The organism is Prosthecobacter fluviatilis (genome assembly GCF_042655725.1).
In the GTDB taxonomy this organism is placed as follows: domain Bacteria; phylum Verrucomicrobiota; class Verrucomicrobiia; order Verrucomicrobiales; family Verrucomicrobiaceae; genus Prosthecobacter; species Prosthecobacter fluviatilis.
Genome location: NZ_JBHSMQ010000012.1, coordinates 153810 through 163850, shown reverse-complemented (window position 1 = coordinate 163850; position 10041 = coordinate 153810). Strand labels below are relative to the sequence as shown.

At 62.1% G+C, this 10041-nt stretch carries 4 protein-coding genes (1 of these 4 cut by a window edge); 1 reads left to right on the top strand and 3 read right to left on the bottom strand.

All coding sequences use genetic code 11. The features are described from left to right. Positions 1-557 precede the first annotated feature (557 nt). From ACFQDI_RS23020 to ACFQDI_RS23010, 3 genes are all read right to left on the bottom strand, one after another. Entirely contained in the window at positions 558-1253 is a 696-nt protein-coding gene (locus ACFQDI_RS23020) for a hypothetical protein (protein ID WP_377171426.1), read from the bottom strand. A gap of 95 nt (positions 1254-1348) precedes the next feature. Beyond that, positions 1349-1864 carry a DMP19 family protein gene (locus ACFQDI_RS23015; protein ID WP_377171424.1) on the bottom strand — a complete coding sequence of 172 codons (516 nt, stop codon included), beginning with the start codon at positions 1862-1864 and terminating at the stop codon, positions 1349-1351. Between the two features lie 138 nt (positions 1865-2002). After that, the gene (locus ACFQDI_RS23010) at positions 2003-3235 is read right to left on the bottom strand and encodes an argininosuccinate synthase (protein WP_377171422.1); all 1233 of its coding nucleotides are present in this window, start codon (positions 3233-3235) and stop codon (positions 2003-2005) included. Positions 3236-3423: 188 nt separating this feature from the next. On the opposite strand from ACFQDI_RS23010, the gene ACFQDI_RS23005 reads away from it, so the two are divergent. Next, a protein-coding gene (locus ACFQDI_RS23005) for a putative Ig domain-containing protein (protein WP_377171420.1) crosses the window boundary here: on the top strand, positions 3424-10041 show its start. 23970 nt of this gene lie beyond the right edge of the window; the window shows 6618 of its 30588 coding nt (coding positions 1-6618); it begins with the start codon at positions 3424-3426; its stop codon lies off the right edge, out of view.

Below are 10041 nucleotides of genomic sequence, written 5' to 3'. Positions count from 1 at the left end.
AAACCAACTTAACTTCCGACCACGCAAAACACTCGGCTTTCAATCACCTCATTCCCTCTTGCCTTTCCTGCTCAAACCCATCTAATTCCAAAAACCAGCCCAGGTGCACTTTGGGTTTCAATCTGCACCAAGCTGATCTTGCGGATAAAATGCCAGGCATTATTTGGTAACGTCCCGGTTAAGGATTTGGTTCCTAATGGTTTGAGCGCAGTAGTTGAGTGGGAGGCTGGCGCGCGGGAGGGGCAAAAAGCAAGCGCCGAAGACGGGGGCCTCTTCGGCGTTTTGGAAGGTGAGGGGCTAGACGTAAGTTGGTCTTACTTCTTCCGATCCCGTATGGCGCCGGTGGCGTCTGTTTGTAGGCCTGGTGGGGTCGGCTTCCGTGGTTGGGGAGTGCAATAATGCCAAGCATCGTCTTCCTCATCTTCAAGGTCGAGAAGAAACGGCCCAAGTCTATCAACTGCTTACCTCATCCCGCCAGATATTCAAGAAAATTCCCCGTTCGTGGTCCATTACCGTGCCGCCGCGTAATTGTGTTCCATTCGTACCTGACCTCTCAATCAATCTTGGTGTGAATTCAGATTCTTCAACAGAGACAGTACTTGCTTAAATTGCTTTTTGGTTGGGCGGATTGCACGCCTTTTGTTGAGGCTGATTATCGCTTTTTTAAAAGCTTTCTGCATTAGTACAGGATCCAGTAGTTCTTCGGTTGCTAATGGCTTTTTTCGCAACGCGGCCATTCGTTGCATTTCGTGAACTATCTGTTCCTCTGCGATGGCTGCTTTAACTGCCGGATCCACCCCTGGAAGCCCTTGTAGATATAGATTTATATTATCTATAAACACATCAATGTTTTGTTCTTTTCGAAGGAATTGAATCGAAAAGAGATCATTTTGTTTAGAGTCATCTTTTTTGGCGGACTTAACAATTTTCTGAATGGCGGCCTTTATCGTATCATATGCGAGATTGCCAATTATTCCGGATATGGCCGAAACTCCAGCAAAGATTAGTAATTGGTCAAACGGGGGGAGTGAATATCTTGAAGAGGCATTTCCATTAGCTTTATCCCGTTCATACATTTCTCGGTATAGCTGCCCGTACTCCACGCAGTCCGCTCCAAACGAGTATAGAGAATTGTATTGAACTGGATCTTGTTTGGAACCGCATTCGTCGCATACCAAAGTTGTAGAATCTACTTTGTCGATTGCGGCACAAGCCAAGCAAAAACGGTGATTGTCATCCAAGAGCCATATCATCTTCTATTCTATAAGGATGACATGGGTTTGTCCATTGGCGATAAAATGTCAGGCAGTGTTGGGCGCCAGGCATCATTTATGACGTTTCATTGGGGCTAAGCCTGCTTTTTCAGCTTGAGAAGCTCGAGTTTCACTGTGCGCCAAATCCATGTCAGTCGGTTTTGTTTCGGATTACGATAAGCAGCAAAATGGTCAATGATGTATCGGGCCAAGAGCTGCCTTGGGTCATCCATTGAGTAGTCGTAAAACAGGCTGTCGAGTTCCCTAAGTGCTTCTTCATCATCTTGCATCTCGAACGCCTGCCGCACGATTTCATGGTGTTTTTTTGCGCCGATAAGACTGAACCCGTTCAATGCTTCTTGATGCAGCAGCTTGGTGTGTGTGTCGAAGTAGGAGATGAAGCCGCCGCCAAGTACATAGCCCTCCAAATCATGAACTGCATATGCAATGCGCCATGGTTCAGGAAGCAGATACACATAAGGTTCTACATCGGCGCCATATTTGGTTTGGCCACATGCATTGGCAACCGCACTCCAAACGGCTTCACAGAGATCAAAGATGGGCTGCTCTTTGGCTTCTGCCAGATCGAACTTTAAATGAGGATAAACCATTTTAGATGCGGTGTTTCTTTGAGCTGCAAGCCTGACTGTTTTAGACGGTAAGCTTTGATAAACAACAACGCCGAAGAGGGATGCTCTTCGGCGTGTTGATGAGGGGAATTGAGCTGAGTCGAAACTCGCGAAGCTTGCTTACTTCTTCCGGTCCCGGATCGCTCCCGTCTTGAGGCGGAGGCCGTTGAGGCGGATGAAGCCGGTGGCGTCGTCCTGGTTGTAGGCCTTCGTGGGGTCGGCTTCCATGGTGGCAATCTGCGGGTTGTAGAGGCTGAAGACGCTCTTGCGGCCGGCGGGGATGATGTTGCCTTTGTAGAGCTTCACGCGGACGGTGCCGCTGACTTTCTTCTGGCTCTCGGTGACGAGGGCCTGCAGCGCGAGACGCTCGGGGGCGTACCAGAAGCCATTGTACACGAGGGTGGCGTACTTCGGAATGAGGCTGTCACGCAGGTGCATGACTTCGCGGTCCATGGTGAGGCTTTCGATCTGGCGATGAGCGAAGTGCAGGATGCTGCCGCCGGGGGTTTCATACACGCCGCGGCTCTTCATGCCGACGAAGCGGTTTTCCACCATGTCCACGCGGCCGACGCCGTGCTTGCCGCCCAGCTTGTTGAGCATCTTCATGACGCCGAGGGGGGAGAGGAGCTTGCCGTTGACGGCGATGCAGTTGCCCTTTTCGAATTCGAGGATGACGGTCTCGGCCTTGTCCGGGGCGTCTTCGGGGAAGACGGAGAGGGTGTTGAAGTAGCCTTTGTACTTAGGATCGCTGGCGTCAAACCAGGGGTCTTCCAGGATGCCTGCCTCGTAGCTGATGTGCAGGAGGTTGCGGTCCATGGAGAAGGGCTTCTTGGCGCTGGCCTGCACGGGGATCTTCTTCTCTTCGCAGTAGGCGATCATTTCGGCACGGCCGGGAAACTGGGTGCGGAAGCGCTCGTCGCGCCAGGGGGCGATGATTTCGATCTCGGGGGCCAGGGCGGCGGCGGTGAGCTCAAAGCGCACCTGGTCGTTGCCTTTGCCGGTGGCGCCGTGGGCGATGAAGCCGGCCTTTTCGGCCTTGGCGATCTCGACCATGCGCTTGGCGATGAGGGGGCGGGCGATGCTGGTGCCGAGGAAGTACTCGCCTTCGTAGATGGCTCCGGCCTGGATCATCGGGTAGATGAAGTCGGCGGCGAATTCTTCCTGGAGGTCGTCGATGTAGATCTTGGAGGCGCCGGTCTTTTTGGCCTTGGCGTTGAGGCCTTTGAGTTCGTCGTCCTGACCGACGTTGGCGCAGAAGGCGATCACTTCGGCGTTGTAGGTTTCCTTGATCCAGGAGAGAAGGACGGAGGTGTCGAGGCCGCCGGAGTATGCGAGGACGATTTTTTTGCTCATGTTTGCCACTTTTTTGAGAGGGGCGCTGAGAATAGAGGGGATCGAAGGGAGTGTCGAGCCCCGGAGTGAGCCTTTTTTGCGGATTTCAGGGGCGGAAACTGAATAATTTAGGAAAAGTTAAATAACCTAGTTCTTTCTATTGAAATTATAAAACGTATGATTAGACTGCCCTTATTCACAAAAAATACATGGGTCTTCCTACGGGATACAGCATTCAGCCAGATGCTTCTAAAGAAGCAGGTGAGTCGGCTGTCGCTATCAACCGCGCTGCTGCGTGGTTCAGGAGGCGTTGTGCCCGTGGCCAGCGCTCGCTGACGGCTGGATTGTCCCTGTTTGTGATCTCGGCGGTGGCTGCGCTGGCCGCGACGGATTATAGCGATTACAGCCTTTTCAGCAGCGCGAGCAGCACCACGGTGAGCACGATCAGGCTCGGTGCGACGACGGACAGTGAAACGAGCATCACGGCAAATTCACAGGCCACGGGGGACGACATCACGGGCAGCGATGACGAGGATGCCGTGACGCTGCCGGCCAGCCTGGTGACGGGCACGTCCAACAGCATCATCGTGAACGTGACGAACACGAGCGGCTCCACGGTCTATCTGAATGCGTGGATCGACTACAACAAGAACGGGTTGCTCACGGACTCGGGCGAGCAGATCGCGACGAACACGACGATCGCCACGGGCACGTCGAACTCGAACCGTACGGTCACGTTTACGGTGCCTGCCGGGGCGACGCTGGGGAATGTGGGGCTGCGTGTGCGACTGACGTCCAACAGCTCTCCGGGCTCCACCGGGCTGAGTGGGAATGGCGAGGTGGAAGACTACCTGGTGCAGATCTGCCCGTCCATCACCCTGGGGCCTACGACGCTGGGCACGGCGACGGTGGGCACGGCGTATTCGCAGACGATCAGCGCCAGCGGGGGCTCAGGCCCTTACTCCTTCAGTGTGAGCAGCGGGACGCTGCCGGATGGGCTCGCGCTGAGCTCCGACGGGGCGCTGACGGGCACGCCGACCTCCGGGAACAGCCAGACCTTCACGGTGCGCGCGGTGGATGCGAACGGGTGCACGAGCACGCGCAGCTACACGCTGGCGCCGGTGTGCACGAGCTATGTGATCTCTCCGTTTGCGATGGGGTCGTGGGATCTGTCCACGGCGGTGAATGTGACGATGGTGGCGACGGCGACTTCGGGCTCCACAAACGGGCCGCTGACGTGGTCTGTGGCGTCGGGCACGCTGCCTGCGGGGCTCTCCCTGAGCAGCGCCGGGGTGCTGAGCGGGACGACGACGGCGAAGGGGACTTCGAGCTTCACGATCCAGGTGACCGATGCGTACGGCTGCACAGCTTCGGAGTCGTATCTGATGACGGTGGCGTCCGGCACGAGCTACTCCAGCCTGCTGTATGTGAGCTCCGGAAATGGCAGCACGGGCTACCTGGAGACGTATGATGTGTCCACGGGGCAGAAGACGCTGGTGGGGCAGACGAAGGATTCGAGCTCGCGGTACCTCACGGACCTGGCGTGGTCGCCTTCGGGGATATTGTACGGCATCGACTTCAACAACATCTACCAGATCAACCCGAGCACGGGGGCTCTGACGAGGCTGGGGAGCTTTACGACCAGCAACAGCTTCAACGGCCTGGTGTTTGACTCGGCAGGGAAGCCCTACATCAGCAGTGTCAGCGACGGAGACATCTACACTTTCAACCTGTCTGCGCTGAGCACCAGCACGACGACGCCGCTGACGATGGCCTTCACCTCCCCGGCCACGGCGCCGAACGGGCAGGCGCTGAACAGCGCGGGCGACCTGGCGTGGATCGGCAACGAGCTGTACTACACGGCGGCGGGCAGCGGCTTCACGACGTTTTATTTGTACAAGGTGCCGGAAGGAGGCACGGCGACGCAGCTGGTGGGGCAGATCAAAAATCCAAGCGGCACGGCGATCATGGATGTGTTCGGGCTTTCGACCGACGGCTACGGCACGCTGTACGCGCAGGCGGGCACGACGCTGTACAAGGTGGACAAAACCACGGCGGTGGCAACGTCGATGACTTCGAGCATGGCCGCGAATGCGATCTCCGGCGGTGCGATGAGGTATGAGTTCACCCAGGTGCTGGATGACTTTGGCGACTACTCCCTCTTCCCGGTGGCGCGTGATACGGTGTTCAGCTCGCTGCTGATGGGTTCGCTGATCGACTATGACATTCCTGCGGCGTTTAACACGGCGGCAAATGCGGACGATGTTTCGTGGCTGGATGACGAAGACGGTGTGACGCTGCCCGCCAGCGTGGTGCAGGGTGCCACGGGAGTGAGTGTGACCGTGAAGGTCACGAACACCTCCGGTGCGCCGGCTTTCCTGAACGGCTGGGTGGATTTTGGCAACAACGGCTCGCTGACAGACAGCGGCGACCAGATCATCAACAACGTGGTGATTCCCGACGGGACCAACAACGTCAGCGGGACCTACACTTTCAATGTGCCTGCGAGCGCTGCGGTGGGCAGCCTGGGGGCGCGCTTCCGCCTCACGGCCGTGACGAATCCGGGCCCGGCGGGCGCGAGCGGCCCGGGCGAGGTGGAGGACTACCTGCTGAATGTGACGTGCAGCAGCATCACGCTGACGCCGGGCACGCTGCCGACGCCGACGGTGGGCACGGCGTATTCGCAGACGGTGACCGCCAGCGGCGGCAACGGCCCCTACACCTATGCGGTGGCCACCGGGGCGCTGCCTGCGGGACTGACACTGAATGCGAGCACAGGGGTGATCTCCGGCACGGTGACGAGCTCCAGCGCGACGAGCTTCACGCTGCGCGCCACGGATGCGAAGGGCTGCACCGGCACGCTGGCGATCAGCATGACTCCGACGTGCCCTGCGGTGAATGTGGCGCCTGCGACGCTGGACACGCCGAAGGTGGGCACGAGCTTTACCCAGACGCTGAATGCGACGGGCGGCATTTCGCCTTACACATGGTCGCTGACCAGCGGCTCTCTGCCTGCGGGTCTGTCTCTGAGCACGAGCAACGGCACTATCAGCGGCCTGCCCACGAGCTCCGCTGCGGCGACCTTCAGCGCACGCGCCACGGATGCCGCCGGCTGCGCGAAAACGCAGTCCTACACGGTCACGCCTGTGTGCCCGACGATCAGCATCTCCCCCAGCGCGCTGCCTGCGGGCACTGTGGGCAGCGCGTATTCGCAGACCCTGAGCGCCAGCGGCGGCACTGCGGCCTACACTTCCTGGACGGTGACCAGCGGCACACTGCCAGCAGGACTGACGCTGAACGCGAGCACGGGTGTGATCAGCGGCACGCCGACGGCCTCCGCCAGCCCTGCCACCTCCGTGACGGTGCGTGTCAATGACGCCTACGGCTGCCAGGGCACGCAGGTGGTGACGCTGCAAATCTGCCCGCAGATTTCGGTGACGCCCGCGATCCTGCCGACGCCGACGGTGGGCACGGCGTACTCGCAGGCGCTGAGCGCCTCCGGCGGCGCGGCCTCCTACACTTACACGCTGGCCAGCGGCACGCTGCCTGCCTGGGCGACGCTGAGCAGCGCCGGCGTCATCAGCGGCACGCCGAACAGCACCACCCCGGCCACCTTCACGGTGCGGGTGACGGATGCGAACGGCTGCTCCAGCACGCTCTCCTGCACACTGACGCCGGTGTGCCCGACGGTGACGATCACGCCTGCGGCGCTGGCCACGGGTACGGTGGGCAGCTCCTACTCGCAGACACTGAGCGCGACGGGCGGCGTGGCCCCCTACAGCGCATGGACGGTGACGGCGGGCACGCTGCCAGCGGGCCTGACGCTGAACGCGAGCACGGGTGTGATCAGCGGCACGCCGACGGCCTCCGCCAGCCCCGCGACGTCTGTGACGGTGCGTGTGAATGATGCGAACGGCTGCCAGGGCACGCGTGCCATCACGCTGCAGATCTGCCCGGTGATCTCCTTCACGCCGAGCACGCTGCCGACGGCGACGGTGGGCACCTCCTATTCGCAGACGATCACGGCGAGCGGCGGCACCGCGCCCTACACCTACACGCTGGCCAGCGGCACGCTGCCAGGCTGGGCTTCGCTGACCTCCGCAGGTGTGCTGAGCGGCACGCCCACCAGCACGACGACGGCAATCTTTACGCTGCGCGCCACGGATGCGAACGGCTGCGCGGCCACGCTGGCCTACACGCTGACGCCGGTGTGCCCGGCGATCTCGATCACGCCTGCGGCACTGCCAGCGGGGACGGTGGGCACGGCCTACTCACAGACACTCGCGGCGAGCGGGGGCATCGCGCCTTACAGCTCATGGACGGTGACGGGCGGCGCCTTGCCGGCGGGGCTGACGCTGAACGCGAGCACGGGGGTGATCAGCGGTACGCCCACGGCTTCCGCCAGTCCGGCGACGACGGTGACCTTCCGGGTGAGCGATGCCAACGGCTGCCAGGGCACGCAGGCGGTGACGCTGCAGATCTGCCCGGTGATTTCCATCGCGCCCACGACGCCTGCCACGGGCACGGTGGGGGTGGCGTATTCGCAGGCGCTGACGGCCTCCGGCGGCACCTCTGCCTACACGTATGCGGTGGTCAGCGGCTCGCTGCCAGCGGGGCTGACGCTCAATCCTTCGACAGGTGTGGTGAGCGGTACGCCGAGCAGCCAGACGAGCGGCAACGTGACCATCCGCGCCACGGATGCCAACGGCTGCCAGGGGACGCAGGCGATGACGTTTGCGATGGGCTGCCCTGCGATCACCATCACCACGGCCACGCTGCCAGCGGGCACGGTGGGCAGCGCGTATTCGCAGACGCTGAGCGCGAGCGGCGGTTCATCCAACTACACCTGGTCTGTGACGGGCGGCACGCTGCCTGCGGGCCTGACGCTGAGCAGCGGCGGGGTGCTGAGCGGCACGCCGACCACGGGCAATGCGGGCGGCGTGAGCGTGACGCTCTCCGCCACGGACAGTGTGAATGCCTGCGCCGGCACGAAGACCTTCACCCTGCAGATCTGCCCGGTGGTGACGCTCTCCCCCACGACGCTGAATGTCCCGACGGTGGGCACGGCGTATTCCCAGACGCTGACGACCTCCGGCGGTGCGGCCCCCTACACCTACACGCTGGCCAGCGGCTCGTTGCCGACATGGGCGACGCTGAGCAGCGGCGGGGTGATCAGCGGCACGCCGGCGACGACGGCTTCCGCCACCTTCACGGTGAAGACCACGGATGCGAACGGCTGCTCCGGCACCCGCAGCTACACGCTGACGCCTTCCTGCGCGACGATCAGCATCAGCCCGACGACGCTGACGCAGGGGACAGTGGGCACGCTGTATTCGCAGACGCTGGCGGCGAGCGGCGGCACGGCGCCCTACAGCTCATGGACGATCACCAACGGCACGCTGCCAGCGGGCCTGACGCTGAATGCGAGCACGGGTGTGATCAGCGGCACGCCGACGGCGGCTTCGAGCCCGGCCGGCTCCATCACGGTGCGGGTGAATGATGCGAACGGCTGCCAGGGCTCGCAGACGCTGGCGCTGCAGGTGTGCCCGGTGGTCTCGCTGGCCCCCGCGACACTGACCACGCCGACGGTGGGCGTGGCGTATTCACAGACCGTTTCCGCGAGTGGCGGCGCGTCTCCCTACACCTTCACGCTGGCGAGCGGGGCGCTGCCTTCCTGGGCGACTCTGAGCAGCGCGGGTGTCATCACCGGCACGCCGACGAACACGACCACGGCGGCCTTCACGGTGCGCGCGACGGATGCGAACGGCTGCGCCAAAACGCTGGCCTGCACGCTCGCGCCGGTGTGCCCTACGATCGGCATCCTGCCTGCCTCGCTGCCACAGGCGGTGGTGGGCACGGCTTACTCCCAGACGCTGACGGCGAGCGGCGGCACGGCGTCCTACACGTGGGCGCTGACCAGCGGCACGCTGCCAGCGGGGCTGACGCTGAACACCGGCACGGGCGTGATTTCAGGCACGCCGACTGCGGTGAACGCCAGCGGTGCGAGCCTGACGCTGCGCGCGACGGATGCGAACGGCTGCCAGGCCACCGCGACGCTGACGCTGCAGGTCTGCCCGGCCCTCAGTGTGACGCCGACGACGGCGGCGGCAGGTACGGTGGGCACGTTTTACAGCCAGGCGCTGGCCTCCAGCGGCGGCACGGCTCCCTACACCTACACGATCAGCAACGGCACGCTGCCAGCGGGGCTGCTGCTGAGCAGCAGCGGTGTGATCAGCGGCACGCCGACGACGGCGAACGGCACGGGAGCGAGCTTCACAGTGCGCAGCATGGATGCGAACGGCTGCCTGAAGGACCAGGTGATCAGCCTGAAAATCTGCCCGGTGATTTCGCTTTCGCCGATGGTGGCGACGTGGACGGTGGGCACGAGCTCCTCGCAGACGATCAGCGCGACCGGCGGCACAGCGCCGTATGTGCTGGCACTGGCGAGCGGGACGCTGCCGACGGGGGTGACCTTCAACGCGAGCACGGGCGTGCTGAGCGGCACGCCGACGAGCGCCACATCACGCACCTTTGTGATCAGCGCCACGGATGCCAACGGCTGCGTGGGCACGCAGAGCTACACGATCAAGCCTCAGTGCCCGGTGATCAGCGTGAGCCCCGGCACACTCGCGGTGGGCATGGTGGGCAGCGCGTATTCGCAGACGTTCATCTCCGCCGGGGGCACGGCACCTTATTCGTATGCGATCACGGGCGGCTCGATGCCAGCGGGGATGAGCTTCAACTCCACGAGCGGAGCGATCACCGGCACGCCGAGCGTGGCCGGCACGACGACGCTGACGCTGAGGGTGACGGATGCCAACTCATGC